Here is a 26,536-nt window from a genome sequence, read left to right as displayed (position 1 = left end):
AGCCTGAATTCTTGATCCGGAGTCTGTGTGCCCGCCCTGCGACTTTCATCCTTCACCCTGAGCAGTGCGCTGGGCACCGGCCTGGCGCCCACCCTGGAAGCACTGCGCGCGCAGCGCAGCGGTCTGGCCCACAAGCACTGGGAGACCGTCGATCTGGATACCTGCATCGGCGAAGTCGGCGGTCTGGATGACCTGCCGGTACGTGCGGATCTGGCGCAATTCGATTGTCGCAACAACCGCCTGGCTCAGCTTGCACTGGAAACGGACGGCTTTGCCGAGGCCGTCCGCAGCGCTATCGCCAAGTACGGCGCGACCCGTGTCGGCGTATTCCTGGGTACCAGTACTTCAGGCATCCTCAGCACTGAAATTGCCTATCGTCACCGCGATCCGGTCAGCGGCCATCTGCCCGCCAACCATGATTACCGTCACACCCACAACAGCTACTCGGTGGCTGATTTCGTGCGTCATTACTTCGACCTGCGCGGCCCGGCCTTCGTGGTGTCAACGGCCTGCTCGTCCTCGGCCAAGGTATTCGGCAGCGCTCAGCGCATGATCGCCGCCGGGCTGATCGATGCCGCCATCGTTGGCGGTGTCGATTCGCTGTGTCTGACTACGCTGTACGGCTTCAACTCGCTGCAACTGGTGTCGCCGACGGCCTGCAAGCCCTTTGATGCACACCGCGACGGCATCTCGATTGGTGAAGCAGCGGCCTTCATCCTCGTCGAAGCCGGTGAGCTGGCCCGCCCCGGCGAGATCGTGATGAGCGGCATCGGTGAATCAAGCGATGCTCACCACATGTCCTCGCCGCATCCGGAAGGGCTGGGGGCCCGTCTGGCAATGCAGGCTGCACTGGACATGGCCGGCCTGACCCCGACGGACATTGATTACATCAACCTGCATGGCACCTCGACGCCCAGCAATGACGCGGCCGAAGACAAGGGCGTCAGCGGTCTGTTCGGCACGGCCACACCCTGCAGCTCGACCAAAGGCCATACCGGCCACACGCTGGGTGCCGCTGGCGGCGCCGAAGCGATCATCTGTGCGCTGGCCCTGCAGCATGACCTCGCCCCTGGCGGCGTCGGCACCACCGAAGTGGACCCGCGCCTGGCCAGTCATTACCTGCTCACCAACCTCACGATCCCGATGCGCCACACCCTGAGCAATTCTTTCGGCTTCGGCGGCAGCAACTGCAGCATTGTCCTGTCAAAGGTGATGGCATGAGCGCGCTCCGTGTGTATCTGGACGGCATCGGCCTGTGCGGGCCGGGCATGGCGGGTTGGGCGGCCAGCCGCGACTCGCTGGCGGGCACGCGGCCCGTCGAACTCAGTCCCACCGTGCTGCCGGCAGCCGAGGCTCTGCCGCCGGCCGAGCGCAGACGGGTGGGAGTGCCGATCAAGCTGTCGATGGCCATCGGCTTTGAAGCCGCGCAGCAGGCCGGCGTCGATCCGGCAAACCTCGCGGCAGTGTTCTCCTCGACCGGTGGCGATTGCGACAACTGCCACGCCATTCTCGAAACCCTGGCCTCGGACGACCGCCAGATTTCGCCGACGCGCTTCCACAACTCGGTGCACAACGCGCCATCGGGCTACTGGAGCATCGCCACCCATTGCATGGCGCCGTCCACCAGCCTGTGCGCGCTGGATGCCACATTCGGCGCGGGCTTGCTTGAAGCCGCCAGCCAGGCTCTGGCAAGCGGCCAGCCCTGTCTGCTGCTGGCCTACGACACGGCCTACCCCGACCCGCTGTACTCGCTGCGGCCGATCCCCTATCCCTTCGGCCTTGCCCTGCTGCTGCGCCCGGCACGCAGCACCACCAGCCTTGCCTGCCTGAACATCGGCCTGAGCGAAAAAGCACCCGACCGCTGCACCGACGCCACGCTCGAATCCCTGCGCCAGAGTATTCCGGTCGCACGAGCCCTGCCGCTGCTGCAACGACTGGCGCGCAATGCACCCGGCCGGGTCGTCATCGACTATCTGGAGCACCTGAGCCTCGCCATCGAGGTGACGGCATGAGCCAGGCGCTCCCGGACCGCGCCTGGATTGCGACCCGCATTCCCCACCAGGGCAGCATGTGTCTGCTTGATGGCGTCGCAGACTGGTCACAGGAACGGATTCACTGCATCGCCAGCAGCCATCGCCTGAGCGACAACCCGCTGCGCGCTGCTGGCCGCCTCGGTACTGCCAACGCCATCGAATACGCCGCGCAGGCCATGGCTGTACATGGCGCACTGCGCGCCGGAGCGGGCACTGCGCCACGCGCCGGTTTCCTCACCAGCGTGCGCGAAGTCGAGTTTCACGTCAGCCAGCTCGACGTGGCGGACGGACTCGATGTGCACGCTGAATGCCTGTCAGACGCCGGCAACCACCAGATGTATGCCTTCCGCGTCGAAGCGGCAGGCGCCGTTCTCGTTTCCGGTCGTGCCAGCGTAATGCTGGATGCAGGCAGCAACCTTTAGGCGCGACCGAAGGCTGCGCCGACCTCACATCACAGGAGTACGGTCATGAAACGCGCGCTCGTTACCGGTGGCAGTGGCGCCATTGGCGCGGCCATCTGCCGCAAGCTTGCCCGCTGCGGCCTGCACGTCATCATTCACGCCAACAAGAATCTCGATGCCGCGCAGAGCCTTGCGCAGAGCCTGTGTGCAGAGGGTCTGTCCGCAGAGGCGCTGCAGTTCGACATCTGCGATGGGGAAGCCACGCAATCCGCGCTGGAAGAGGCTCTGCAGGCAGGTCCGATCCAGATTCTGGTTAACAACGCCGGCATTCACGACGATGCCGTCTTCCCCGGCATGAGCCGTGCACAGTGGGACAGCGTGCTCGACGTATCCCTCAACGGCTTCTTCAATGTGACCCAGCCGCTCACCATGCCGATGATCCGCGCGCGCTGGGGCCGCATCATCAGCATCTCGTCGATAGCCGGCATCACCGGCAACCGCGGCCAGGTGAATTACTCGGCCGCCAAGGGCGCGTTGCACGCTGCGAGCAAATCGCTGGCACTGGAACTGGCCAGCCGCAACATCACGGTCAACGCCGTGGCGCCAGGCATCATCACCTCGGACATGACGAAAGATGTCTTTGATGCCGACGCGATCAAGCAACTGGTGCCGATGAAACGCGCCGGCCAGCCGGAAGAGGTCGCCGAACTGGTCGCCTTCCTCGCTTCCGACGCCGCGGCCTACATCACCGGACAGGTCATCTCCATCAACGGCGGGATGATCTGACACTGCCCTTCCGGGCATTCGGGCACTGACTTGAATGCTCGTCAACTTGTCGCCGGGCGCCTCCCCTAGAATCCGGCCTGCGCACCCAACCGCTTGCGCTGAAAATCCATTTTCCGGGGGTCTTTGTCTTGAAAAGCACCAAATTCGCGCTGGCTGCGGCCGGCCTGTCGCTGCTGAGTTCAGTTGCATCTGCCGAGGTGTATCTCGGGATTGGCGGAGGCATGACCCGCTCCAACGCCGCCGAGCGCCTGTCACAGACCTTCGCCGACTACGTGACGGTCGACAAGAAGGAAGACAGCAATGCCGCCTTTATCGTGTACGGTGGCTATGCCTTCAACAAACATGTCGCTGTCGAAGCCAGCTACATCGATTTCGGCAAGTATGTCGCCTCGGGCCGTGACTGGGATGGTTACAGCGTCAGCGACTCGCTGGCAGCCAAGGCGTTCGGCCTCAATGTAGTCGGCATTCTTCCGCTGGGTGACAAGTTCAGCATCGACGCGAAAATCGGCCCCGGCATCGTCTCGCAGAAATATCACTGTGAGGATCTGTACTGCTCGTCCCTGCCAGACAAAACAACGCGCAAGATCGTCGTGTCCGGCGGTGTGGGCGCTCGCTGGCATGCCAGCAAGAACTTCGCGGTTCGCCTGGCCTATGAGCACTTTGGCGGCGCCAAATATGAGATCGAGCGTGCCGACGGCGCGAGCTTCTCAAAATCGGCCGATTACGGCCTGATGTACGCGGGCGTCGAAGGGCGTTTCTGATCGCCAGCCATCCTCATGAAAAAGCCCGTCAGCAATAACTGACGGGCTTTTTTTCCGGCTGGCAAGGGCAAGCCTTACTCCAGCTTGGTCGCCTGGTACTCGGCCAGAATCGACAGGCCCTTGTGCTCGATGTGCCGACGTGCCATGACGAAACCGGCAGCCTCGAGTGTGGCAACCACCTGCTTCGGTGGCACACAGGCTTCGATGGTGTCCCAGTAGTAACGCCACAGCTTGCTGGTGCCCTGCTTCTGGCGACCGACGACATAGGCCAGCATCGGCACGATGCCCTTCATGTAGATCTTGAGCAGGAAGCGCCCCAGCGTGGATTCCGGACAGGTAATCTCCAGCAGGCAAAGCTTCGCGCCCGGTTTCATGACGCGATGGAACTCCTTGAAAGCGACCGACAGATCACTGATGTGGCGAAGTGCGTAGCCCATCGACAGGAAGTCGAAACTGGCGTCGGGGAAGGGGATCGCTTCGGCGCGGCCTTCAACCAGCTGCAGTCCGGCAGGCAGTTTTGCCGCGGCCATCATGCCGGGGCTGGGGTCCACGCCAATCACCAGGGCCACATCTCCGGTAATGCGCGCTGCTTCGCGGGCGACCAGACCGGTGCCGGTGCCGACATCAACAATCCGCATGCCAGCCCTGAGACCCGCACGCTCCAGCGCCTCGCCGCGATAGGTCGGTCCGGTGCCAAAACCGAGGATGTGCTCCATACGGTCGTAATCCTCCGCCGTACTGTCAAACATCTCGCGTACGAAGCCGGCGCGCTCCTGTTCGCTGGCGTAGTAGTCGGTCAGCGGAACGTGCGGCGCATTGGCAGGCTGGACTTGCGGATTGGTAGACATGGAAATCCTGATCAGGAATATGGAAACAGTTTGTGAAATGCCAGCACGGGCAGGCGTAAGGCGAAGCCGAACATCAGACGGATATGCATCCAGGTAAGCAGACGGTTGTCGCGCCAGTAATTGAAGTGGGAAACGCCCCCTTCATCCGCGCTCAGGTATTTGACCGGAGCCGCCAGATTCACCGGTCGCACACCGCGCCAGCACAGACGCACGACCGCCTCCGGGTCGAAATCGAAACGCCGCATCCAGCGCTGGCCACGCATGACGGCCCGCAACGGCCCAACCGGATAGACGCGAAATCCGTAGAGCGAATCGCCGATGCCCATCCACAGGGTTTCGAGATTGGCCCACCAGTTGGAAATCTTGCGGCCCTTCACGCGCAGGGCTGGCGCACTGGCGTCGAACACCGGCACACCCAGCACCATGCAAGCCGGTGCGGCCTGTGAGGCTGCCATGAAGGCGGGAATCAGGTCTGCCGGATGCTGGCCATCCGAATCCATGGTCAGGGCATGCGTGAAGCCATGCCGGCTGGCTTCATCCAGGCCGTACAGCACGGCGGCGCCCTTGCCGCGATTCTCCGGCAGCACCAGCACATGCAGGCCAGGATCATCATTGGCCAGATCAAGCAGGGCATCCGTCGTGCCATCAGTGCTGCCATCGACCACGACCCACACGGGCTCCCATTGGGCCCGTGCGGCACGCACGGTTTCCAGCACCTTGGCGCCGGGGTTGTAACTGGGGATCAGGACGAGATGGCTAGTGGAGCTGACGGGCATCGGTTCAGGTGCTTTGATTTGCGGGATTCAACTCTTGCTCGAAATAGTCTTGCAAGGTGTGAGTGAAAGCTTCCGGGCTGGATGGCGCTTCAAAACGCCTCCCCAATCGCACCCGGAAACGCATCGGCATATCGGGACGTTTGAACAGGGGCCAGCCCTTGCCCAGGAAACGCGTGTCCTGTTCGATCAGGACGGTCTGGATCGGCACTCCGGCACGATGTGCCACATAGGCCACGCCGGCCCGGAAATCATTGAGCCGCGGAGGATTTTCGGTACGCGTGCCTTCCGGAAACAGCAACAACTGACTGCCTCGCTGCAAGTCAGCCACGGCCAGATTGATCGAACCGATGAACCAGTCGTTACGCACATAGCCGGCCAGGCGCGAACCAGCGCCCCACAGCACGTTATCCAGAAGGCTGGCCTTGAGCACGCAGGCCACATTGGGCAGACGCGAGATGACCATCACGGCATCCAGCAGGCCCGGGTGATTCGGGGCAATGATGAGTGGTCCGGCATCGCGCAGCTCGTCCAGCGCCTTGAGATCGAAACGCCCGACCCCCGTCAACCACAGAAACCCCAGATACAGCCGGAAACCCAGACAGGCCACCCAGCGCCCCAACCAGATCCCCTGACGACGGGACAGCACGAAGGTCAGTGGCAGGGAAAACAGGGTCCACACCAGACAGCCCAGCGCCAGGGTGCCAAGACCCAGACGCAAGGCAAGGAAGGAGTGCACCCGGCGCAGCGGGGAAAAAAGACCGGACAACATCATCACTCTCAGTCGCCACCCACTTCAACCATCTCGGATGATTGAGCAAAAGTCCAGGTGAAGGCCAGTCCATACGTTACATAGGACGAGCGCTTGACCAGCGGGCTGTCCTCGAACACCGCCCCACGCAGATTGTCGTAACGTGCATAGGCTCCGACCCAGGCCTTGCCGTAGCGGCGCGACAGCGAGGCAAGGAACTGCGTGCCGGCATAACCGGCACGTGCCTGATAGGCCGGACGGTCCGGACGCGCATACTGCTCATCGACCGTATAAAAATAGGCATTCTGGCGTTTGTCCGCAAACAAGGGGCCTGCCACCAGCCCCAGATTCCAGCCTTCCTTCGAGCCTGCCGGCATGCCAATACCGGAAATATCGAAATTCAGCTTGGGCGTGAACACCCAGCCGGCAGAGCGCGGATTGCTGCGCGCTTCGATCGCGGCACGCACTGGCAGTAGCAGGTTCAGCCGCTTGCTCTTGTCCTCACTGCGCCACAGGCTGAAATCCATGGACGGGCCGAATTCGATCATCGGCTTGATGTCAGGCATGCCTTCACGTGCATGATTGTTCTTGCTGCGTACCGGTGGCGTGGCGCCCAGGCTCATGTTCAGTTCGACCCGGTCGGAGTCGAACAGGGTGGCGCGCACGCCGTTGCGATCAGCCTTGAGCCACTCGAAACGATAGGCCACATAGGGAAAAGGCAGCAGGTAGCTGCGCGTTTCATCCGAGCCCCGGTAATCCGGCATGCTCACACCACCCGCGCCCATCCCCAGTTCCCAGCGCGGCACCTGCTCGGCCTGCACAGGCAAAGAAAACAGCAGGGACAGAAAAAACGGACTCCACAGGCGGGAAATGCTCATTTTCTTTCCTCATCGCGAAAACCGAACGCTTCGATTTCCACCAGCAGTTCGGCACGGCAGATATCCGCCTGCAAATAAATCACATCAAGATCCGGCCCCAGCTGAGTCCTCAGTACCTGAGCCACGACAGGGATGTCCTCAGCATGACGTACAAACACCTTCAGGATCAGCTCACGGCTGCTGAAGCCACCAATTCCGGATTTGAGGTTGGCTTGCTCCACCACCACGGCAATATTGCGCAATGTCTCTTCGGTCTGCGCCACGACGCTGTCACGATGCAGACTTTCATGTCCGACGATGCTCGCCGTGCCGGAAATGAACAGCACCTCCTGCCCCGGCAAGGCCAGCAGACTGGCTCGCGAAAAGGTCGGACTACGCGGACCATAGCGCTCCGGATAACGGTAGGCGCTGATCTGACGCGGGTTTTCGATGGCCTGCGGCAACACCCGCGAAGCCAGGAAGTACAGGACCAGATCACCTTCGGCAGTCCCCAGCGCACATGCCGACGGGGCTCCCGCCAACCAGGCCTGTTCGGCGGCGATGAAGGCGTCCTGCCGGCCGATGTTGAACTGGCGATAGCGTTCGAGCCCGCCGCCATCCAGATTGATGCGTGGCAGATAATTCCAGCAGCGGGCCAAATACGGGAACCCGGTCAGGCGGAGCGTTTCAAATACGGCAGCATAGGCTTGATGGCTGACCTGCTGGAGAGTGCTCTGCCCTGCTTCGCGCAAACTGATGCTGCCAAACAGCAGATGTTCGTTGTGCCGCCAGTTCAGTTCGCCTGTGTGCCCTTCGACAAAAGGTCCCGGCGACAACCAGGTGGTACAGGTACGCCCTCCCGCCGGCAGTACCCGCAAAGGCACGCCGACTGCCGCCGCCTCCAGTGTCTGCGGCGCGCCATAGATCACCGCCCCCAGCAGATCTTCTCCGGCATCGCGCGGAGCCAGACTCTGCAGATCAAGAATGCGCAAAGGATGCTGAACGCTCACGCTGCCGCCTTGAATGCCAGCACGGCATTGCTGCCGCCGAATGCAAAGGAATTGGACAGGGCAGCCTTGAGCGGAACGTCACGCAGTCCAGCTCCCATGACATGCCGTACGCCGGTACAGTCGGCGGCAACGTCGTCGAGGTGCGCGGTTGGCGGTACTTCGCCCCGGGCCAATGCGAGCACCGTAATCAGGGCTTCCATGGCTCCCGTTGCCCCCAGCAGATGACCATGCATGGACTTGGTTGCGCTGACCAGCAGGTTTTCCGCATGCGCACCGAATATCTGGCGCACGGCGTCGATTTCGGTCGGATCTCCCTCGCGCGTCGCCGTGCCATGGGCATTCACGTAGCCAATCTCTTCCGGCGCCAGTCCGGCCTCACGCAACGCTAGCTTCATCGCCCGGGTCTGCCCATAGGCATCAGGCTTGACCAGATGGGAGTGGTCACAGCTTTGTCCGTAACCGGCCAGTTCACAGTAAATCCGTGCGCCACGTGCCACGGCATGCTCCCAGTCTTCAAGGATCAGGGCCGCTCCACCCTCACCCAGCACCAATCCGGTCCGCCCGTTCTGGAAGGGACGACAGGCACGGTAGGCCGTCTCTTCATTCCCCTGTCCAACCACCCGCATGGCCTCCCAAGCCCGCATGACAGAGAACGACAGTGGCGCCTCGGAACCTCCGGCCACCACCAGTTGCGACTCACCAGCCTGGATGCGTCGCATTGCCTCACCGATGGAAACGGCCGACGAGGCACACGCCACAGAGTAGGTCAGGCAGGCACTGCCCAGCCCCAGCGAAATCGCTACATGAGAAGCAGCGGCATTGTTCATCGCCAGCACGATGGAAAGCGGGTGAGCGCGGTCCTTGCCGTGGACATAAAAGTCGGTGTACCCACGCTCGAAGGTCAGCGTCCCGCCGACGCCCGTTCCCCAGGACACACCATACTCATCGGAGCCAGCCCCTTGACGCGGCAAGCCGGCATCGTCCCACGCAGAGAACGCGGCCGCCACGCCAAGCTGGCTGTAACGATCCATTACCCCCGCCAGCGGTCGGCCCAGCACAAGCTCCGGGTCGAAATGGGGACAACTCACCGCAGGTTGGGCGAGCGGCGAGGGTGAAGCGGGGTGGTGATAAAGACGCACTGCAGACTCGCCACGCATCAGGCGAGCGAAGAAATCCTGCGCATCCCCGCCAAAGGGATTGACCAGCCCTACGCCAGTCACCGCCACACGGCGGCGGCCGGGATTACTCATTGGTCGCGGGCTTGAGCTTTTCGAAGATCGCGATCAGTTCCCCCACGGTTTCGGGGCGTGGCAGATCATCCGGCATGCGCACGCCGAACTTGTCTTCCATGTCGAACATCAGATCGAGCAACGTCAGGGAGTCGACTCCAACATCTTCGAGCCGGCTCTCCAGCGTGATTTCTTCAGGCGGATTGGCGACCCGACGTTTGATGAAGTCGCGCAGCAGTTCAAGCGTATCCATGGCAAACCCAGCAAGGCAAAGTTGAGCGATTTTAATCCAGCCGGGACTTGCCCGGTTGAACTCTTGCGCAGCAAATGCAGGCTATAGCCGGTTTGTTGCATGGACGGCAGTTTCAAGCGACCGGAAAGAGGTAATCAATGCTCAGCGGGGCATGATCGGAAAACCTCTGCGCCTTGTAGACCGCAGCCTGCCTGGCCTGGGCGGCAATGAGCGGCGTGGCAAGCTGGTAATCCAGACGCCAGCCCACGTTCTTGGCCCAGGCCTGGCCCCGATTGCTCCACCACGTGTAGCAGGCATCGGTCGCATCGGGTTCAAGCCGGCGATACACGTCCACCCAGCCCGCATCGAGTTGCCCCCCCAACCAGGCCCGCTCCTCAGGCAGGAATCCGGAGTTCTTCTGGTTGCTTTTCCAGTTCTTCAGGTCGGCTTCGCGGTGGGCGATATTCCAGTCACCACAAACGATAACCTCGCGCCCGCTCGCGCGCAGAAAATCCATGCGCGGGGCGAATTCGGCCATGAAGCGGAACTTGGCCTGCTGGCGCTCCTCGGAACTGGATCCGGAGGGCAGATACAGAGACACCACCGACAAAGGACCGCCAGGCAAGTCGAAATCGGCCTGGATGTAGCGTCCTTCAACATCAAACTCGGCCACGCCAATACCGCTGGCAACAGCCGCCGGCTTGCGTCGTGCATAAATGGCCACACCGCTGTAACCCTTCTTTTCGGCACAGTGAAAATAACCATGCCAGCCAGGCGGATTAAGCATGGCTGCAGTCAGATCCGCTTCCTGCGCCTTGACCTCCTGCAGACACACGATATCGGCATCCTGGGTGGCAAGCCATTCATAGAAGCCTTTGGTCGCGGCGGAGCGGATGCCGTTGAGGTTGAGAGTGATGACGCGTAACATCCTTGGCGTTTTCCTTGCTATCGATAATTACCGTGGATTTTAGCCGCAAGTTTCTCGCCCTCGCAGAACGCAAAGGAGCTTTGCGCTTTGGTGAATTCAAAACCAAGGCGGGCCGTCTGTCTCCCTATTTCTTCAATACGGCCCTGTTTGATGATGGTGCATCCTTCGCCGAACTCTGCGACTACTATGCTCAGGCCATCCGAGCTTCCGGCATTGCCTTCGATACGCTGTTCGGACCCGCCTACAAGGGGATACCTCTGGCCGCTGGCACGGCCATGCAACTGGCCGCACAAGGGCGCAACATCCCGTTCTGCTTCAATCGCAAGGAAGCCAAGGACCATGGCGAGGGCGGCACACTGGTGGGCGCCCCGCTGAAAGGCCGGGTCATCGTGGTCGATGATGTAATATCAGCAGGCACTTCGGTGCGCGAATCCGTGGAAATCATCCGCGCCAGCGGAGCCGAACTGGCCGGCGTAATCATCGCCATTGATCGCATGGAACGCGGCACCGGCGAGAAAAGCGCCGCACAGGAAGTTCGCGACACTTTCGGCGTACCGGTCGTTGCAGTGACCAACCTTGATGACCTGATGGGCTTCATCGCGGATGATGCTCGTCTTGCCACCTTCCTGCCGGCCGTCCGGGCCTACCGGCAAACCTACGGAGTGAGCTGACATGAGACTGATGCGTGCTCTGTTCCTGCTAAGCCTGCTGACGGTTTTGCCCGTGCATGGGCAAGCGAACGCTCCCGGACAAACACGCTCTTTCTGCTGCAATGACGCGCAGGGCCGCCGGACCTGCGGCGACAGCCTGCCACAGGTCTGCTTTGACCGTGCTTATGCGGAAATTCTCGGTGGACGCGTGGTTCGCGAGGTAGAAGCCCCCCTGACCGCCGAGCAGCGTGCGAAAAAAGATGCAGAGCTGCGCGCCCAGCGCGACCGTATCGCCAAAGAAGCAGAAGCTCGCCGGCGCGATCAGGTGTTGCTCGACTCCTATGCCAGCGTCAGCGAACTGGACCGCCGGCGTGACCGCGATATCGGCAACGTCGAAGGCGAGCTGAAAGCCGCCCGCGCTCGCGAGGCCGACCTGCTGGTGCAGCAGGCCAAACTCGACAAGAGCCGCCCCGCCAAAGGCAGCTTCCCCAAAACCCTGGCTGAAAACATCAGCATCAACACCTCGGAACTGGAAGCCATCCGCTCCGTCATCGCCGCCAAGCAACGCGAAATCGACCAGTTGCGCGCCCGCTTCGAGGCCGATCGCAACCGCTACATGGTGCTGACTGGCGCTTCGGTGCGCTAATTCACTGCAAGGGGGCATCATGAGCCCGAACTCACGTCATACCGTCCGCGCAGTCTGTCCGCACGACTGTCCGGACAGTTGTGCCATGCAAATCACGGTTGAGGACGGCCGTGCCATCAAGGTTCAGGGCGCTATTGACGTCCCGATCACGCGCGGCACCCTCTGCGCCAAGGTCGCTCACTACGAAGAACGCACCTACTCCGACCAACGCCTTCTGCACCCGATGAAGCGGGCCGGCAAGAAAGGGGAAGGGCGCTTCGAGCGCATCAGCTGGGAGCTGGCGCTGGATACCATTGCCGAAAAGTTCCGCCAGCTTGCCGCCACCGATCCGCGCAGCATCCTGCCCTACAGCTATGCGGGCACCATGGGTCTGGTGCAGGGCAGTTCGATGGACCGGCGCTTTTTTCATCGCCTTGGTGCCAGCTTTCTGGATCGTACGATCTGTGCCGAAGCCGGCTACCTCGGCTACAAGGCCACCATCGGCGCCACTTTTGGCACCGACCCCGAAGCCTTTGCCAACGCGCCCTACATCCTGATCTGGGGCAGCAACCCGGTCGTTTCCAATCTGCATCTGTGGGCACGCATCGTCGAGGCCAAACGCAAGGGCGCCCGTGTCGTGTGCATTGACCCCGCACGCAGTCTCACCGCCGAAAAATCGGACTGGCACCTCGCCCCGTTGCCTGGCACCGATGCCGCCCTGGCACTGGCAATCATGCATGTGCTGATCCGCGACGGCCTCTGCGACGAAGACTACATCGCCCGCTACACCACCGGTTATGCCGTCCTCAAACGCCGTGTGCATGACTGGACACCGGAACGCGCCGCTGCCGAAACCGGCCTCGCGGCTCAGGATATCGAGCAGCTCGCCCGCGAATACGGCCAGGAAGGCCGCCCGGCGGCGATTCGCGTCAATTACGGACTGAATCGCTGCGCCGGTGGCGGCGCCGCGATGCGCGCAATTGCCTGCCTGCCGGCGCTCACCGGCCACTGGCGCTGGGCCCACGGCGGCATCCTGCTCTCCACCTCCGGCACTTACGGTGCCGACAGCCACGCGCTGGAGCGGCCCGACCTGTATCCCTACGACCAGCGCTTCCCGCCACGCCACATCAACATGAGCGCGATAGGCGACGCTCTGCTCGAAGCCAGCGATCCGGCCATCCGCGCCATCATGGTGTACAACTCGAATCCGGTCGCCGTGGCGCCGGACTCCAACAAGGTCCGCGCCGGCTTTGCCCGCGACGACCTGTTCGTGGTCGTGCATGAGCTGTTCCAGACCGATACGGCCGACTTCGCCGACATCCTGCTGCCCGCCACCAGCCAGCTGGAACAATGGGACATCCACAAATCCTACGGCCATCTCAACGTGATGGTGAACCAGCCAGCCATTGCCCCGCTGGGCGAAGCACGGCCGAACACCTGGGTATTTCGCGAACTGGCGCGGCGCATGGGTTTCAGCGATCCATGCTTCACGGAAACAGACGAGCAGATCGGCGCGCAGGCTTTCCGCGCCGACCATCCGCGCAGTGGCAATATCGACCCGGCCATCCTGCGCGAACAGGGCTGGCAGCGTCTTGACGTGCCAACGCCCTTTGCACCCTTTGCCGAAGGTGGCTTCCCCACGCCCTCCGGCAAATGCGAGTTCTACTCCGACACGCTGGCGCATCAGGGTATCGACCCGCTGCCGCATTACGTGCCCCCTCGCGAAGGCCCGCGCAGCAATCCTGAACTCGCAGAAAAATACCCGCTGGCCTTCATCAGTCCGCCTTCACGCCACTTTCTCAATTCCAGCTTCGCCAACCTGCCTCGCTTCCGCGAGGCCGAAGGCAAGCCCTGGCTGGACATGCACCCGTCTGACGCCGCCGCGCGCGGCCTCACGACCGGGCAGCGCGTACGCATCTTCAACGCCCGTGGCGCCTTCCACGCCACATTGCGCGTGAATGCGGAAACGCCGGGCGTACGGGAAGGCGTGGTCAGCGCGCCCTCGATCTGGTGGCAGAAGCTCTCCGGCGATGGCTGCAACGCCAACGCCGTCACCTCGCAGGCACTGGCCGACATGGGCGGCAGCGCGACCTTCTATGATTGTCTGGTGGAAGTCACGGCCGACGTAGCCTGACAGAGCAGCACCCACTCCTGCCTGTACACCCGCCATCAGCAAGGCTCTGCAAGCACGCCCAGCGAAGACCTTGGCCCTTGCTGGTTTTTCAGGCATACCCACGCAAGATCGGCCGCCAAAGCGGCTCTTCAGCCATCTTTCGCCTGAGCAGAACACTCTCCCGGGATTTGCCTAACCCCGGTTCAGGCCCGGAAATCGTGCAGAAGCCGTAGCGAGCGGCGCAAGGTCGAAGCGAGGAGCGGATAGCTACGTGAGTAGCTTGAGCACTGGAGCTTCGAGATTGCGTCGCGCAGCAGGCTTATGCCGATTTTTCAGTCGCCCAGCACGGCGCGGACGTTGGCCCACTGCCGACGACTGATTGGCAGCAGCTCGTCCAGCCCATTCAGGCGTACGCTCCAGTAACCTTCGCCACCATCCTCCCCCACCGAACGCTCGAAGCCGACGACAGCGGAGCGGGAAACGAGGCAGTTACGGTGGATACGCACGAAGCGCTCGGCAAATTCCTGCTCCAGCTGGACCAGCGACTCTTCGAGCAGGTATTCGCGACCAGCGGTGCGAGCAGTGACGTACTTGAGCTCGGCCTTCAGATACAGCACGTCGGCAATGGGAATCAGATGGATCTTGCCGCGCTCGCTGCAGGTGAGGTGGCGGCGCGGTTCGGCAATGGTGTCGAGCGCCTCGCGGGTAACCGGTGTGGCGTGCCGGGCCTTCTGCAAGGCAGCGGCGAGGCGGTCGGCACGGGCCGGCTTGAGCAGGTAGTCGATGGCGTTCAGTTCGAAGGCCTGCACGGCGTGCTCATCGTAGGCCGTGACGAAGATGATCGGCGGCGCCGGCTTGAGCAAGGCGGCATGCTGGGCGAACTCGATGCCGTCCATGGCCGGCATGCGGATGTCCACCAGGATCACATCAACCGGCGTGGTTTCAAGCAGACGCAGGGCCTCCAGCCCGTTCCCCACCATGCCGACCACGCGGTTGGGCTGCTCGCCGGCAATATCGCCGAGCAGGTCACGCAGGCGCTCGCGCGCGGGGGCCTCGTCATCCACGATCAGGATTGCCAGCGACGTCGTTTCCATTACTTCTCCTCTTTTCGCAGCGGGATGCGCACCCGCACCCTGAATTCGCCATCCTGCTCTTCAGTAGAGAGGGTAGCTTCCATATCAAAAAACAGCGCCAATCGTTCCCGGATGTTGTTCAGCGCCATGCGGTTTCCGCCAGCACGCCGGCCGCCCCCCGGACAGAGCGGATTGCTGATACGCATGTCGAGCATATTGCCACGCCGGATGATACGCACCAGGATGCGTCCCGGCTCCGGGTTTGGCTCTATACCGTGACATACCGCATTCTCGAGAAGGGGTTGCAGCATGAGCGGCGGAACCTGGGCGTTGAGCGGCGCATGCTTGAGCTCCCACTTCACATTCAGACGGTCCCCCAGGCGCAATCGCTCCAGCTCCAGATAACGGTTGCACAGCTCGATTTCATCGCACAGCTGCACCAGTTCGCGGCTGTCACGCATCAGTTCGCGAAACAGCTCGGCCATCGACTCCAGTGCCTGCTCGGCGCGCTTGGGCTCAGAGCGCATTACCCCAAGCACGCCATTGATGCAGTTGAAGAAAAAATGCGGGCGGATACGCGCCGTCAGCGCCAGGATGCGTGCCTCCCCCAGCGCCGGCATCTGCGAGATCTGCCGCCAGCGGAAATACGCCATCACGGCTACTGAACTGCCTGCCGCCCACAGCAAGCCGCGCAAATAGGCATCGGCATCCACCGCGGGCAGGATCCAGGTCTGGAAGATGATCGCCAGCGCCACAGCCATGCAGCCGGTAATCAGGGTCAGGTCACGCCAGTGCAGCCGGTTGAGCCAGGGCCCCAGCCAGTACAGCCAGCCAGACAGAGCCATCAACGGCAATTCGGCCCGCCCCACCATCACTGTCATGTGATACACAAACTCACGCAGATGCGGCGTACGGATCAGTACGGTCAGCAACATCAGCAGATTGCCGCAGCCCAGCACGCGCAGGATCGCCCCGAGATTGCGGAAATCCGGCACCGGCACGCGCAAACGCTCCGGAATCACGGAGCGCTCTGGTGCTTGCTTTATACTTGTCGTCTTCTCCGGTGCTGCCGCCATGTTCCCCTTGCGTGACAAGCTGCCACCCAAACCGTTATTGATGAACCAATCTGCTGATTATGACCGATAAATCCTCCGGCAACGCTTCCGGCGCCTGGTCTGGCCGCTTCTCCGAACCCGTCTCCGATCTGGTCAAGCGTTACACCGCTTCCGTGTTCTTCGATTGCCGCATGGCCGCGCAGGATATTCGCGGTTCATTGGCGCACGCCAGGATGCTGGCAAAACAAGGGATCATTGGCAATCAGGATTTATCCGATATCGAGCGTGGCATGGCGCAGATTCTCGGCGAAATCGAGCGTGGCGAGTTCGTGTGGACGCTGGACGGCGAAGACGTGCACATGAACATCGAGCAGCGCCTGACCGCGCTGATCGGTGACGCCGGCAAACGCCTGCATACCGGCCGCTCACGCAACGATCAGGTCGCCACCGACATCCGCCTGTGGCTACGTGACACGATCGACAGCATTCTGGTGCTGATCGGCGATTTCCAGACCAACCTGCTCAAGCTTGCCGAAGAGCACGCGGCCACACCCTTGCCCGGCCACACACACCTGCAGATCGCCCAGCCGGTCACCTTTGGCCACCACCTGATGGCCTACAGCGAGATGCTGCGCCGCGACGCCGAGCGCTTTGCCGACGTGCGCCGCCGCACCAACCGCCTGCCGCTGGGCTCTGCCGCGCTGGCAGGTACCACCTATCCGATCGATCGTGAATTCGTCGCGCGCGAGCTGGGCTTCGACGAAGTCTGCGAGAACTCGCTGGACGCCGTGTCGGACCGCGACTTCGCCATCGAATTCTGCGCCGCCGTGGCGCTGGCGATGATGCATCTGTCACGCCTGTCCGAAGAATTGATCCTGTGGATGAGCCCGCGCTTCGGCTTCATCGATCTGGCCGACCGCTTCACCACCGGCAGCAGCATCATGCCGCAGAAGAAGAATCCGGACGTGCCCGAACTGGTGCGTGGCAAGACCGGTCGCGTGAATGGTCACCTGATCGCCCTGCTGACTTTGATGAAGGGCCAGCCGCTGGCCTACAACAAGGACAATCAGGAAGACAAGGAACCGATCTTCGACGCCGCCGACACGATGATCGACACCCTGCGCATCTATGCCGACATGATTACCGGCATCAAGGTGAAAGCGCACAACATGCGCGAAGCGCTCAAACTCGGCTTCGCCACTGCCACCGATCTGGCTGATTATCTGGTCAAGAAGGGTCTGCCCTTCCGCGACGCGCACGAAGCCGTGGCGCTGGCTGTGCGCGCAGCCGAAACCAAAGGCTGCGATCTGCCCGACATGTCGCTGGCCGAACTGCGCACCTCGATGGGTCATGTGCCGGGAGCCGCCGACAGACTCGCCGATGACATCTTCGGCGTGCTCACCGTGGAAGGCTCGCTGGCCTCGCGCAATCACATCGGTGGCACCGCACCGGAGCAGGTGCGCGCAGCGATTGCGCGGGCACGCGCAAGACTGGCGAAGTAATGCTCAGCGAAGCGCTGCGATCCAGTCTTGAAGGCTGCGCTCGCAGCGCAATCGGTATGGATTTCCGCATCGACTGCATCACACCCATCAGCGGTGGTGACATCAACACCACACTGAAACTCGGCGGTTCAACCAGCGATGTTTTCGTCAAGCTCCGCCCTGCCGGTGATCTGGCCATGTTCGCGGCGGAAGCCGATGGCCTGCGCGCCCTGTCGCGCTGCCCAGCCCTGAGAACCCCGGCGGTACTGGGTCTTGGCGAAGCAGATGGGCACGCCTTCCTGCTCCTTGAGTGGCTGGATATCGCGCCATTGCGCAGTGATGCCGAGGCCCGCCGGGCCGGTGAAGCTCTGGCCGAGTTGCATCGTTGCACCGGCGAGCATTTCGGCTGGCCGCAGGACAACTTCATCGGCAGTACGCCACAAACCAACGGCGAGACCGACAACTGGTCGCAATTCTTCGTGCAGAAGCGCTTGCAGCCACAATTCGCGCTGGCCGCACGTAACGGCTTCAAAGGCGAATTGCAGCAGCATGGCGAACGCATCTGCGAAAAGACGCCGGGCCTGTTCATCGACTACCACCCCCGGCCCAGCCTGCTGCACGGCGATTTGTGGAGCGGCAATATCGGCGCCTTGCCGGACGGCACCCCGGTGTTGTTCGATCCGGCCTGCCATTTTGGCGACCGCGAGGCCGATGTCGCCATGAGCGAACTCTTCGGCGGCTTTCCGCTCGGTTTCTATGCCGCTTACCGCACAGCCCTGCCCCTGCATGAGAATTACGAACGGCGCAAAGCGCTGTACAACCTGTATCACATCCTCAATCACCTGAACCTGTTCGGTCGCGGCTATCTCAACCAGAGCCTGAAGCTCGCCGGACAGCTCGCCCGCGAACTGGGGCGCTGACGCCAGATCCGCAGACGCACAAAGGGCCGCAAACGCGGCCCTTTGTGCATTCAGCCCGGCAAGCGCCGAACTGCCTTTTTCAGCTGTCGCTCAGGCGGCGCAAGGCACTGATGCCACGCGAGAACGCGCCACGCAAGCCGCCCTGGCTCTCGCCCGAACGGGCCGGCTGGGCGCGATTGCCATTAACATCACGCCGCGGCTGCGCCAGTACATTGCCATTCACTTCACGCTGCGGACGCGCGACATTGCCATTGGCTTCGCCACGCGGTGCATTGCTGCGCTGCGGACGACCATTGGCACCTTGCGAGGAACCATGACGTGCCTGCCCGGAAGCCGCACCCGACGGACCTGAGCGACGAGGCTGCCCGGAAGAGCCCGTTCCGCGCGGCTGTCCGGACGATGCGCCTGCAGATCCGCGCCGTGCCTCACTCTGCGGCGCACGGCCTTCACCAGCGCCGGCTGCGCGCGGCTGTGCAGAAGACCTGCCCGAAGAAGCGCTGCCGGAGCGGCTGCGCGGCGCACTGGCCGGTGTGCCGCCTTCGCGGCGCTGGCCCTGGGCTTGACGCCCACGACCTTGCGGCTGACGCGGCGGGCGCGGTTGCGCATCTTCAGCAGCAGCACCGGCCGGAATCTCGAAAGCCGGCACGACTACGCGCTCGATCGTGCGGCGGGTAAGCTTCTCGATGTCCCTGAGGAAACCGGTTTCGTCCGGCGCTACCAGCGACAGGGCTTCACCGGTGGAGCCGGCACGGCCGGTCCGACCAATACGGTGCACGTAATCTTCCGGCACATTGGGCAGCTCGAAATTCACCACATGCGGCAGCTCGGAAATGTCGATGCCACGCGCGGCGATGTCGGTCGCCACCAGCACCTGCAGGTCGCCGCTCTTGAATTCGGCGAGCGCACGGGTACGGGCGTTCTGGCTCTTGTTGCCGTGGATCGCCAGGGACGGAGTGCCGCCCTTGGTGAGCTGCTCGGCCAGCCGGTTGGCACCGTGCTTGGTGCGTGTGAACACCAGAACCTGGAACCAGGCGTGTTCCTTGATCAGATGCGCGAGCAGATGACGTTTGGCTTTCTGATCAACCAGCATGACGCGCTGGGTGATGGCTTCGACCGTGGCATTGCGACGCGCCACTTCGATCAGCGCGGGCTTGTTCAGCAGGCTGTCGGCCAGCTCCTTGATCTCGTCCGAGAAGGTCGCGGAGAACAGCAGGTTCTGGCGCTGCTTCGGCAGCAGGGCCAGCACGCGCTTGATGTCGCGGATGAAGCCCATGTCGAGCATGCGGTCGGCTTCATCCAGTACGAGGATTTCGACACCGGACAGATCGACAGTCTTCTGCTGCACGTGGTCCAGCAGGCGGCCCGGCGTGGCGACGAGAATGTCGACACCGCGCTTGAGCTGGGTGATCTGCGGGTTAATGGACACACCGCCGAACATCATCATGGACTTGAGCGGCAGGTGCACACCATAGTGGCGCACGGATTCTTCGACCTGGGCGGCCAGTTCGCGGGTCGGCGTCAGCACCAGCGCGCGGATCGCGCCAGGCTTGCGGGCCGGAGTTTCGGTCAGGCGTTGCAGCAGCGGCAGGGTGAAACCGGCGGTCTTGCCGGTGCCGGTCTGCGCGCCGGCGAGCAGGTCGCCACCACCCAGCACGGCCGGAATGGCCTGGGTCTGAATGGGCGTAGGGGTAGTGTAGCCACGCTCGGTAACGGCGCGGACGAGGGGCTCGATGAGCCCGAGGGATGCAAAGGACATTTTTCTCTCAATCAGAGAGCTGCGTCGACCAGCCGCTGCCTTCAGGGTGCGGCTCCAGTCGAGGAGGACGAAGCAGGTTCGTGTGAATTACTGAGGGCAGCGAGTCTGCTGCTACAGGACAGTGGCGGGGAGACTGGAACACATGCCACAGGCGGCGCAGGATAACCGCTAAATGCTGCAGTGCAAAGTGAATTCTCGTGTCTAGTTACAGTGAGCACAGGCTGAAGAGCCGCACCCGGCAAGCGTTTACAGCATGTCTTCGCGCAAAAGCAAGCGCGGAGCGGCTTGCGGGCTCATGACCGGAACAACCAAAAGCAAAACCGCCCGGAGGCGGTTTTCGGTACGGCGGAGCGGAACCGGGGCGAGCATCTTGCCAACGCCCCGCGCTCCACTCCCGACGGAGTGTCTTCAGGGCGTACGCACGGCCGGCTGAACTGCAACCCCCATGCCATTGCCGAGGAAGTAACTCGGATACGGCGGCTGGTTGTAGGCCATGTTCTGGCCGGCCACCTGCACGCGGTATTGCGGGTTGTGCATCAAGGTCGGAATGCGCGCGCTGGTCACGATGCCGGTGGTGTATACCAGCAGGGCACTGTTGTCGGTGTTGCGCCAGACCACCTCCTCGCGCCAGTCCCCGAAGAGATCTGCCGAGATCACCGGATTGGCCTTGGTGCTGTTGTTGGACGCAGCATTAGCCCCCGTAACCAGACGCGTAACACTGGAGGAGGACGGCACCCACTTGTCGATCTTCACGCCATCGAGCAGTTCGCGCGACAGATCGCCGTCCCACCAGATGCCGAAGTTGATGCTCGGGCGGGAACTGCTGAGCGAGACGCCGGTGGCACTGTACACGCCGCCCACGCTGGACCAGCACTCGTAACCGGGATAGGCCGGGTCGATGTCCGCACACATGCCGCGCCCGGTATCCACGCCGGTCTTCACGCCCCAAAGGATCTTGCCGGTGGCCGCATCGTGCATCTCCATGCCATAGGCAGCACCGGTTTCCTCATGAACCATGAACACTTCCTGACCGCTGCGGTTCGGGTTCAGATCCGTCATATGCAGTGCATCACCATGGCCGAGGCCCGTGCGATACAGCAGCTTGCCGTCGCTGCCATTGATGGTGGCAGCGCCATAGACGATGTCATCCTTGCCATCGTTGTTAACGTCACCCACGGTAAAGAAGTGCGCTCCCTGACCATAAGCACCCGAACCTGAAGTCGGGCTGTCATGCGTCCAGCGCTGGCTCAGCTTGCCATCACGCCAGTCCCACGCAACCAGCACTGCACGGGTGTAGTAGCCACGCGCGAACACCGCCGACGGTTTTGTACCATCGAGGTAGGCCACGCCAGCGAGGAAGCGATCCACACGATTGCCGTAGGAATCCCCCCAGCTGGATACCGTGCCACGTGCCGGCAGGTAGTTGGTGGTGGCCATCGCCGCCCCGGTGGCGCCGTTGAATACCGTCAGGTATTCCGGGCCGGACAGAACGTAGCCCGAGCTGTTGCGGTAGTCGGCAGAACTTGATCCGATTACCGTGCCTTTGCCGTCCTTCGTGCCGTCAGCGGTCTTGAGCATGACCTCGGCCTTGCCGTCGCTATCCAGGTCATACACCACCATCTGGGTGTAGTGCGCGCCGGCGCGAATGTTCTTGCCTAGGTCGATGCGCCACAAACGTGTGCCGTTGAGCTTGTAGGCGTCAATGTAGGTGTTGCCGGTATAGCCGGACTGCGAATTGTCCTTGGCATTGGTTGGCTGCCACTTCAGCACGATTTCATACTGGCCGTCGCCGTCAAGGTCCGCCGGCGAGCCATCGTTGGCCTCGTAGGTGTACGCCACACCATCCGGTGTCGTGCCGCCAGCCGGCTTGCTGATCGGGATGCTCAAGTAGGGATTGGCCAGCACGGTGGCGCTGGCAGCAGACTGCTCCACGCCATTGATCACCGGACGCACCGAGTAGGCTGAACCCGCGCTGCCGGCGGTGTCCTGATAGTTGGTGGCACCCGTGATCGGGCTGCTGTTGAGTTTGACCGAGCCGCGATACACGTTGAAGCTGATGCCGGAAGGATCGGTGCCCAGCAGGCGCCAGCTCACCAGCATGCCGCTGGAAGCGGGAACCGCCACCACGCCACGGTCGAGCTTCTCGACGTACTTGCCGGTACCGCCGCTGCTTGAGCTGCTGCTCGACGAGGAGGAGGAAGACGAACTGCTGCTTGAAGACGAGCTGGAACTGCTCGAACTGCTGGACGACGAGCTGCTGCTCGAAGAGGAACTGGAGCTGGACGAAGAAGTCGTCGCCGCGTAAGAGCAATAACGCGTGCCGGTGATCGAGTTCGACGGGAACAGCGAGGCCTGACAGGTAAAGTTGCCACTCAGGGTGGCGTATACAAACGCGCCGGATTTGCCGAATGCCACGCTGCGCGTGCCACTCATGGCGCAGGCCGCGCCTTCCTTGGCACACTTGGTATAACCGGACGGATAGTCCGTAGCTGCCTGCACATTAGCTGCCAGCAGCATGACGGCCATGCCGCCAAGAATCTTGCTACGCATCATGTCTCCTCACTGTTCTTGTTGTCGGGGATACAAATATCCCGTCTCCGTGGCATCGTAGTTTGTAAGAATAAATCCTACAAATAAATAGTGACCAGCGGAAGATGGATGGAGGAGAATCCACGACCAGGCAGAGGTACGGTATCCCAAATGGTACAGACAGACAGTCCAGCAAGGATGCCTGGAGGGTGCTGTCAGGATTCAACCGCATTGGGCGTTCCGCGAAATCAGCACCCGTGTCTGGCTGGAGAAAGCCTCTCCAGCCAGACTCCTTGAAACGCTTACTGATCCAGGACTTTCTTCCAGGTGGTAACCGTCCACTTCGTGGCAAACAGCTGGTTGATTGCCGGTTCAGCCGCAGTGCGGATCGCCGCAGCGTCCGGAGTGACAATCTTCATGCCGGACGCCTGCAACTCGGCCAGCAGGCTGGCCTCACGCTCCTGGATTGTGCGGGTTCCCCATTGCGCGGCTTTCTTGAGCGCCAGGCGAACCTTGCTCTGATCTCCCTTCGACAATTCCTTGCGATAGAAGCAGGCATTGGCCATCTGCATGCCGAAACCAACCAGATGGTTGGTCATGATCAACTGACTTTGTACTTCGTACAGCTTGAGCGATTTGATCTGGGTAAGGTCGCCCTCGGACGCTTCGGCAGCACCGGTTTTAAGCGCATCGTAGATACCCGGCAGCGGCACCTGCACCGGGACGACCCCCAGTGATTGCCAGACCGCAATCCAGTCCGGCACAGGAGGAAGGCGCAGCTTCATGCTCTGGAAATCGGCAGGGGTGTTGATCGGCTTGTTGGCAGTGAACTGCCGGAAACCACGATAAACCGGATCGAAGGCCACCATCTTGCCGTCGTCCTCGAGCTGTTTGACGAGTTTGTCGCCAATCTTGCTTTCCCACACCTCCTGCAGATGTTTGAAGTCACGAATAACGTACGGGCCGTTGAAAAAGAAATAGGCCGGCGCGTAATCCTGAATGGGCTGTCCCCCGGTCAGGAGCACCTCTCCGACGCGCTCGCTTGCGCTGCAGGGCTGGAAGGCCGGATCGATGGTCTGCTCGTTGAGCACCCCCGTCTGAATCGACACCTTGATATGCGGGGCGCGGGCCTCCAGCTCTTCTTTGAACTTGACGGCGGTATCAGCCAGGATGTGGCCGGTAGCGAATGGGGTCACAACACGCAGATTGACAGGTGTCGGAGCGGCTTGAGCAACACTTGCAAACAGGCTGGCGACAGCCAGGGCAATGCCAGTCAGGGCGAACTTCATGGGCGGGTTCCTCCGGGTCATATGGCTTGGGCAGCGTGCGCTGCCGTAGCCATGCTAACGACCCGCCATAAAGTAAGAAAGTACCCTAAAGGATGTAGCGCCGATGGCAATAACAGTCACTGCCACACGGCGACAGAATGACAATGACGGCCCGGATCCGGGTCAGCGAATGGCCTGGATTGCCTGCAACAGGGCGCGCTGGTCGCTGGTCGTCACAAACTTGTCATAGACTGGCTTCATCGCGCTCTGGAAAGAAGCCTTGTCCACATCCCGCACGAAGATCGACCCCGCAGCACTGGCGGCCCGGCTGGCCTGCTCTTCACGCTCCTTCCAGAACCGGCGCATGATGCCGACCGATTCGCGAGCGGCCTCGGCAATAATCTGGCGATCTTCCTCAGCCAGCGTATCCCAGCGTTTCTTCGAGAACACCAGAATATCCGGAGCCATCGAGTGTTCGGTAAAGGAAAAATACTTGAAGATTTCAGAATGTTTGAAGCCTTCATAAGAAGGCAGATTGTTTTCCGCCGCATCGACCAGGCCCATGCGCTGGCCCGCCACGATCTCGTCAAGTGACATCGGCGTGGCATGCGCACCCATGGCATTGGCCACGGCAATCCACAGATCCGACTGCGGTACGCGCAACTTGATGCCACGCACATCGGCAATCGATTTCACAGGCTTGTTGGCATAGATCGAGCGCGCCCCGCTGTCATAGAAGGCCAGCCCCATGAACCCACCACTCGCACAGGACGCAAGGATCTGCTGCCCCGGCAGTCCGTCCATGGCTTTCTGCATGTGATCAATAGAGCGGAACAGGAAGGGCATGGCCGGCACCACAGTCTGTGGGCAATCCTTGTTGAGGCTGGAGATCATGGTGCGAGTCATGTCCAGCCCACCACTCTTGAGCTGCTCCAGTGCTTCCTTCTCTGCACCGAACGCCCCCTTGGACATCACCTTCATGCGCAAACGACCATCCGAACGTGATTCGATCAACTCGCCCATTGCGCGCAAGGCGCGCACCGCCGGATGATCATCGCCGTGAATATCCGCAACGCGGATTTCCAGAGTCTTGCGCCGGTTATCCACCTTGTACAACGACAGGGACTGGGCAATCTCCCGCCCCGCCTGCGAAATGCGACTCACCGCCGTCGCCGATGCACCTGCCGCTGCGGAATTCTGCTCGCTCATCTGGGCGATCTGTTCGATGTTCTTGGCTATCTCGGTACTTGCAGTTTGCTGCTCACGAATCGCCCCGGCAATTTCCTCCACGACACCCGCCGCGGCCGCAGAACCCTCCTTGATGCGTTCGATCGAATCCCCAGCCTGCTTGGCATTGACCACGCCGTGGCTGACGGCTTCTTCGGTTGCGCTCATGCTGTCAACTGCGGAACGGGCGCTATCCTGCATCCGGACCACCAGCGCGCTGATATCCTGCGTCGACTTGGTGGTGCGCTCAGCAAGCTTGCGTACCTCGTCGGCCACCACCGCGAAACCACGCCCTTGCTCGCCCGCCCGTGCGGCCTCAATGGCCGCATTCAGCGCCAGCAGATTGGTCTGATCGGCAATCTCGTGAATGATCCCGGCCATTGCCGAAATACTGTCGCAGTCGGCGCGCAGGGTCTTGATCCGCGCGGCAGCCTCTCCCACCGTGTCTGAAATCGTGCGAATACCATCAACGGTGCTCAGGATGGAGCCTGCACTGTGCTCGGCAATATCCCGCGACTCCTGGGTGTGCTGATTGGCATCCTTGGCCTGCTGCGCAACGATGGAGATGCTGACGGTCATTTCTTCGACCGCTGCTGCCATGTTGGCCGACGCATCGCTCTGGATCTGCGAATTGCGCGCAATCTTGCGTGAAGACACGTCGACATCCTCGGTCACCTCAAGCATGTGCTCGGTCGCCTTCTGGATATCGGCAAAACTCTGGCGCAGACGCTCCAGCAAACGGTTATAGGCACTCAGCGTCGTGCCAATTTCGTCACCGGAACTCACCGTGATCACTCCGGTGAAATCCAGTTTGTCCGCCGCCTGAGCGATCGTCTCCTGCATGTTCTGCAAGGGTTTCACCAGAGAACGCCACAGCAGATAGCCCAACCCGGCAATCACGACAACCCCCAGCAGCAAGGCCACGACCGACAGCATGCGTGCCGAGGCAAAAGCCACCTGCACGGCCTGAGGATCCGCCGCACTGGCCGCCGCCTGCATGCGCGAAAGGCCGCTGAGGGCCACTCCGAAAACAACACCGCAACTGGCCAGTGCCACACAAATCAGCACAAAAATCTTGCGGGTAATGGACATCATGATCCTCCGAAAATCACCAGCTTTCCGCCCGGTGCCGATTGGCACCGTCCTGAAACACCCCGTGTCTGCATCACCGGAACACACCCCGCAAAACGGGACTACATGTTCAGGTTACGGCGGCACATCACAGACCTT

Annotated in this window: 24 protein-coding genes; 10 read left to right on the top strand and 14 right to left on the bottom strand. The window is 62.0% G+C overall.

All coding sequences use genetic code 11. The annotated features are described in order from the left end of the window. The first annotated feature begins 27 nt into the window (after positions 1 to 27). The 5 genes from Q9Q94_RS06815 (at position 28) to Q9Q94_RS06795 (ending at position 3,981) form a co-directional block, all read left to right on the top strand. Positions 28 to 1,221 carry a beta-ketoacyl-[acyl-carrier-protein] synthase family protein gene (locus tag Q9Q94_RS06815; RefSeq protein WP_305979271.1) on the top strand — a complete coding sequence of 398 codons (1,194 nt, stop codon included), beginning with the start codon at positions 28 to 30 and terminating at the stop codon, positions 1,219 to 1,221. Beyond that, positions 1,218 to 2,012: a beta-ketoacyl synthase chain length factor gene (locus tag Q9Q94_RS06810; protein WP_305979270.1), complete on the top strand. Its 795-nt coding sequence runs from the start codon at positions 1,218 to 1,220 to the stop codon at positions 2,010 to 2,012. The genes Q9Q94_RS06815 and Q9Q94_RS06810 overlap by 4 nt, the downstream gene beginning before the upstream one ends. Next, positions 2,009 to 2,455 carry a 3-hydroxylacyl-ACP dehydratase gene (locus tag Q9Q94_RS06805; RefSeq protein ID WP_305979269.1) on the top strand — a complete coding sequence of 149 codons (447 nt, stop codon included), beginning with the start codon at positions 2,009 to 2,011 and terminating at the stop codon, positions 2,453 to 2,455. The genes Q9Q94_RS06810 and Q9Q94_RS06805 overlap by 4 nt, the downstream gene beginning before the upstream one ends. Positions 2,456 to 2,500: 45 nt before the next feature. Next, positions 2,501 to 3,220 (top strand): 3-oxoacyl-ACP reductase FabG, encoded by a 720-nt coding sequence (gene fabG / locus Q9Q94_RS06800; protein ID WP_305979268.1) that lies wholly within the window; start codon positions 2,501 to 2,503, stop codon positions 3,218 to 3,220. Positions 3,221 to 3,348: 128 nt separating this feature from the next. Next, positions 3,349 to 3,981 (top strand): outer membrane beta-barrel protein, encoded by a 633-nt coding sequence (locus tag Q9Q94_RS06795; RefSeq protein WP_305979267.1) that lies wholly within the window; start codon positions 3,349 to 3,351, stop codon positions 3,979 to 3,981. Positions 3,982 to 4,055: 74 nt separating this feature from the next. Here Q9Q94_RS06795 and Q9Q94_RS06790 read toward each other — a convergent pair whose 3' ends face one another. The 8 genes from Q9Q94_RS06790 to Q9Q94_RS06755 form a co-directional block, all read right to left on the bottom strand. Next, positions 4,056 to 4,829, bottom strand: a complete 774-nt coding sequence (locus Q9Q94_RS06790; RefSeq protein WP_305979266.1) for a class I SAM-dependent methyltransferase — start codon at positions 4,827 to 4,829, stop codon at positions 4,056 to 4,058. Positions 4,830 to 4,840: 11 nt separating this feature from the next. Further along, positions 4,841 to 5,605: a glycosyltransferase family 2 protein gene (locus Q9Q94_RS06785; protein WP_305979265.1), complete on the bottom strand. Its 765-nt coding sequence runs from the start codon at positions 5,603 to 5,605 to the stop codon at positions 4,841 to 4,843. A gap of 4 nt (positions 5,606 to 5,609) precedes the next feature. Continuing rightward, a complete protein-coding gene (locus Q9Q94_RS06780) occupies positions 5,610 to 6,341 on the bottom strand; it encodes a 1-acyl-sn-glycerol-3-phosphate acyltransferase (RefSeq protein WP_305979264.1) in 732 nt (243 codons plus the stop codon). A gap of 41 nt (positions 6,342 to 6,382) precedes the next feature. Beyond that, on the bottom strand, positions 6,383 to 7,231 hold the full coding sequence (locus tag Q9Q94_RS06775) for a MipA/OmpV family protein (RefSeq protein ID WP_305979263.1): 849 nt from the start codon (positions 7,229 to 7,231) through the stop codon (positions 6,383 to 6,385). Next, on the bottom strand, positions 7,228 to 8,220 hold the full coding sequence (locus Q9Q94_RS06770; protein ID WP_305979262.1) for a hypothetical protein: 993 nt from the start codon (positions 8,218 to 8,220) through the stop codon (positions 7,228 to 7,230). The genes Q9Q94_RS06775 and Q9Q94_RS06770 overlap by 4 nt, the downstream gene beginning before the upstream one ends. After that, positions 8,217 to 9,470, bottom strand: coding sequence for a beta-ketoacyl synthase (locus Q9Q94_RS06765; protein ID WP_305979261.1), 1,254 nt, complete (start codon positions 9,468 to 9,470; stop codon positions 8,217 to 8,219). Before Q9Q94_RS06765 ends, Q9Q94_RS06770 begins: the two co-directional genes overlap by 4 nt. Continuing rightward, positions 9,463 to 9,702, bottom strand: coding sequence for an acyl carrier protein (locus Q9Q94_RS06760; RefSeq protein ID WP_305979260.1), 240 nt, complete (start codon positions 9,700 to 9,702; stop codon positions 9,463 to 9,465). The genes Q9Q94_RS06765 and Q9Q94_RS06760 overlap by 8 nt, the downstream gene beginning before the upstream one ends. A gap of 112 nt (positions 9,703 to 9,814) precedes the next feature. Continuing rightward, positions 9,815 to 10,609 carry an exodeoxyribonuclease III gene (locus tag Q9Q94_RS06755; RefSeq protein ID WP_305979259.1) on the bottom strand — a complete coding sequence of 265 codons (795 nt, stop codon included), beginning with the start codon at positions 10,607 to 10,609 and terminating at the stop codon, positions 9,815 to 9,817. 32 nt (positions 10,610 to 10,641) lie between these two features. Here Q9Q94_RS06755 and pyrE point away from each other — a divergent pair, with 32 nt between their 5' ends. The 3 genes from pyrE to Q9Q94_RS06740 are packed head-to-tail and all read left to right on the top strand — an operon-like array spanning position 10,642 to position 14,018. Further along, entirely contained in the window at positions 10,642 to 11,280 is a 639-nt protein-coding gene (gene pyrE, locus Q9Q94_RS06750) for an orotate phosphoribosyltransferase (RefSeq protein WP_305979258.1), read from the top strand. 1 nt (position 11,281) lies between these two features. After that, the gene (locus Q9Q94_RS06745) at positions 11,282 to 11,905 is read left to right on the top strand and encodes a hypothetical protein (RefSeq protein WP_305979257.1); all 624 of its coding nucleotides are present in this window, start codon (positions 11,282 to 11,284) and stop codon (positions 11,903 to 11,905) included. A gap of 19 nt (positions 11,906 to 11,924) precedes the next feature. Continuing rightward, positions 11,925 to 14,018, top strand: a complete 2,094-nt coding sequence (locus Q9Q94_RS06740; protein ID WP_305979256.1) for a molybdopterin-dependent oxidoreductase — start codon at positions 11,925 to 11,927, stop codon at positions 14,016 to 14,018. A gap of 311 nt (positions 14,019 to 14,329) precedes the next feature. Here the strand turns inward: Q9Q94_RS06740 and Q9Q94_RS06735 are convergent, their stop codons facing one another. Together Q9Q94_RS06735 and Q9Q94_RS06730 are read right to left on the bottom strand one after the other, a co-directional pair. Beyond that, positions 14,330 to 15,091: a LytTR family DNA-binding domain-containing protein gene (locus Q9Q94_RS06735; protein WP_305979255.1), complete on the bottom strand. Its 762-nt coding sequence runs from the start codon at positions 15,089 to 15,091 to the stop codon at positions 14,330 to 14,332. After that, entirely contained in the window at positions 15,091 to 16,092 is a 1,002-nt protein-coding gene (locus Q9Q94_RS06730; protein WP_305979254.1) for a sensor histidine kinase, read from the bottom strand. The genes Q9Q94_RS06735 and Q9Q94_RS06730 overlap by 1 nt, the downstream gene beginning before the upstream one ends. A 113-nt stretch (positions 16,093 to 16,205) precedes the next feature. Here Q9Q94_RS06730 and argH point away from each other — a divergent pair, with 113 nt between their 5' ends. Together argH and Q9Q94_RS06720 are read left to right on the top strand one after the other, a co-directional pair. Continuing rightward, positions 16,206 to 17,627, top strand: a complete 1,422-nt coding sequence (gene argH, locus Q9Q94_RS06725) for an argininosuccinate lyase (protein ID WP_305979253.1) — start codon at positions 16,206 to 16,208, stop codon at positions 17,625 to 17,627. After that, positions 17,627 to 18,526, top strand: coding sequence for a fructosamine kinase family protein (locus Q9Q94_RS06720; protein WP_305979252.1), 900 nt, complete (start codon positions 17,627 to 17,629; stop codon positions 18,524 to 18,526). The genes argH and Q9Q94_RS06720 overlap by 1 nt, the downstream gene beginning before the upstream one ends. 79 nt (positions 18,527 to 18,605) lie before the next feature. Here the strand turns inward: Q9Q94_RS06720 and Q9Q94_RS06715 are convergent, their stop codons facing one another. The 4 genes from Q9Q94_RS06715 to dctP form a co-directional block, all read right to left on the bottom strand. After that, the gene (locus Q9Q94_RS06715; RefSeq protein WP_305979251.1) at positions 18,606 to 20,282 is read right to left on the bottom strand and encodes a DEAD/DEAH box helicase; all 1,677 of its coding nucleotides are present in this window, start codon (positions 20,280 to 20,282) and stop codon (positions 18,606 to 18,608) included. 408 nt (positions 20,283 to 20,690) lie between these two features. Continuing rightward, complete coding sequence (locus Q9Q94_RS06710) at positions 20,691 to 22,835, bottom strand: rhamnogalacturonan lyase (RefSeq protein WP_305979250.1); 2,145 nt, start codon at positions 22,833 to 22,835, stop codon at positions 20,691 to 20,693. A 278-nt stretch (positions 22,836 to 23,113) separates the two neighbouring features. Further along, positions 23,114 to 24,100, bottom strand: coding sequence for a TRAP transporter substrate-binding protein (locus Q9Q94_RS06705; protein WP_305979249.1), 987 nt, complete (start codon positions 24,098 to 24,100; stop codon positions 23,114 to 23,116). A gap of 162 nt (positions 24,101 to 24,262) precedes the next feature. Further along, the gene (gene dctP / locus Q9Q94_RS06700; protein WP_305979248.1) at positions 24,263 to 26,401 is read right to left on the bottom strand and encodes a TRAP transporter substrate-binding protein DctP; all 2,139 of its coding nucleotides are present in this window, start codon (positions 26,399 to 26,401) and stop codon (positions 24,263 to 24,265) included. Between the last annotated feature and the right edge of the window lie 135 nt (positions 26,402 to 26,536).

Source organism: Uliginosibacterium sp. 31-16 (genome assembly GCF_030730865.1).
In the GTDB taxonomy this organism is placed as follows: domain Bacteria; phylum Pseudomonadota; class Gammaproteobacteria; order Burkholderiales; family Rhodocyclaceae; genus Uliginosibacterium.
The sequence above is the reverse complement of the archived record's forward strand: the minus strand, read 5'-3'. Positions and strand labels throughout refer to the sequence as shown.